At 47.3% G+C, this 1,518-nt stretch carries 1 protein-coding gene and 1 pseudogene; both read left to right on the top strand.

Annotated elements, in window-relative coordinates; all coding sequences use genetic code 11:
* On the top strand, positions 1-1,068 hold a 1,068-nt coding region (locus tag AB5903_RS22435; RefSeq protein WP_368118319.1), incomplete at its 5' end, for a hypothetical protein.
* Positions 1,069-1,196: 128 nt separating this feature from the next.
* Positions 1,197-1,518: pseudogene (locus AB5903_RS22430) on the top strand (hypothetical protein); the annotation flags it as partial.

The raw sequence follows: 1,518 nt of genomic DNA, 5'->3' as shown, positions 1-1,518 counted from the left end.
GAAAGAAAACCGGAATGCATCTCCCTGATAAAAAAGCCTGCGGAAAAAGTACAGTTAATGGCCGTATTGAGAAATCCTCAATACATCGCTTCCATCAAGGAACCTGCAGAGAAGGTACAATTGGCGGCCGTACAGAAAGCTCCGGAGTATATCCGGTATATTGAAGAGCCGACAAAGAAAGTACAACATATGGCCGTACAAGGAGATCCGGGAGTATTCCGGTATATCAAATCCCCTTCCGAGACAGTACAGCTGGCCGCAGTACAAGCCAGGGGAGAAAATATCGGTTATGTATCCGCACCTTCGGAAATCATGCAGTTTGCTGCAGTCAGGGAGAATCCCGGTAATGTCCGGTTCATTGAAGAACCGGCGGAGAAAGTACAGCTTTTTGTTCTGCATACTGACAAAAAAGCCGCACAGCTCATCCGGCATCCTTCGGAAGAGGTGAAAAGACAGGCAGAGGAGATGTACGGTGTCAAACTGGAAGGTGTTGCTGAGATAAAAAACGAAACGGAAACAGAAGCAGGAACTGCAACATCGAAGGACAAGGACAATGCCGATGCAAATGAAAACGCTTCTGCCGGGAAGAAAAGCAGGGAGACGCAAAAGCCGTCCGCCAAAACCGTAAAGGCCGCCACCGAAAAACTGGACGGGGAGATAAAGGACATCAATATGGAATATGACAAAGCCGTCCGGGAGATCCGGCAGAAAGAAGATGCCGGTTCCCGTCAGTCCGCGCTTCGGAGTGCCGGGGCAAATAGGGACAGACAGCTTGCTAAAGCCGTCGGGCAATTCAGTGAGTCGTCAACTTCCGGAAAGAAAGGGTACGATATGGAAAACATCATCAAGGATTTGCGCAAGGAAGGTGTCAAGGTGGAGAATATGCAGGCTACGGAATGGAATGCCCTGCTCAAAGGCAAGAGTATAAGTTCTTCCGCCGGTTCCACCACCCGGAAGGCCGCGACAAAAAGCCGTGCGTTGATGCTTTCGAAAACGCCGGTGGGATATACGCTCAAAGCTATAGGTACGACCAACCGGATGAGCCGGCAGGCCAGTGCCGATATGTAGAAGTTGAGTTCGTAATCTAATAGTATTACTTGTTTACTTATTTACTTTAATTTTATTTGAAGTAAATAAGTAAACAAGTTTTTCTTTCCGGATAAATCATATTGTCGTACTAACCGATAGTTAAGCTGATGGAAAATACATCTGAAAATGTTTTCACAAATGAAGAACAGGATATCATAGCGCGCAGCAAGGCGGCAGGATGTTATATGCAGGCTCCGAACGGACAGCCCACAAATTTGAATGAAAGGCAGTGGGTACAGGTCAGAACCGGAGCCTTCAAGGCATGGTTCGGAGATTGGGAAAAGGCCGCACGCATAAAAAAACTGTATAATGCCAGACCTGTGGAAATAACAGGCAATGAGATTGCACCGGGGGATGATCTGAAACAATACAAGAAGAATGCCCTGGAATACGGCAAGAACCTGCGGGGTGAATATACGAATAAGGATA

This window comes from Bacteroides sp. 2201st1_D9_2201SCRN_220225 (genome assembly GCF_040928965.1).
GTDB classification, from domain to species: Bacteria; Bacteroidota; Bacteroidia; order Bacteroidales; family Bacteroidaceae; genus Bacteroides; species Bacteroides stercoris.
The sequence above is the reverse complement of the archived record's forward strand: the minus strand, read 5'-3'. Positions and strand labels throughout refer to the sequence as shown.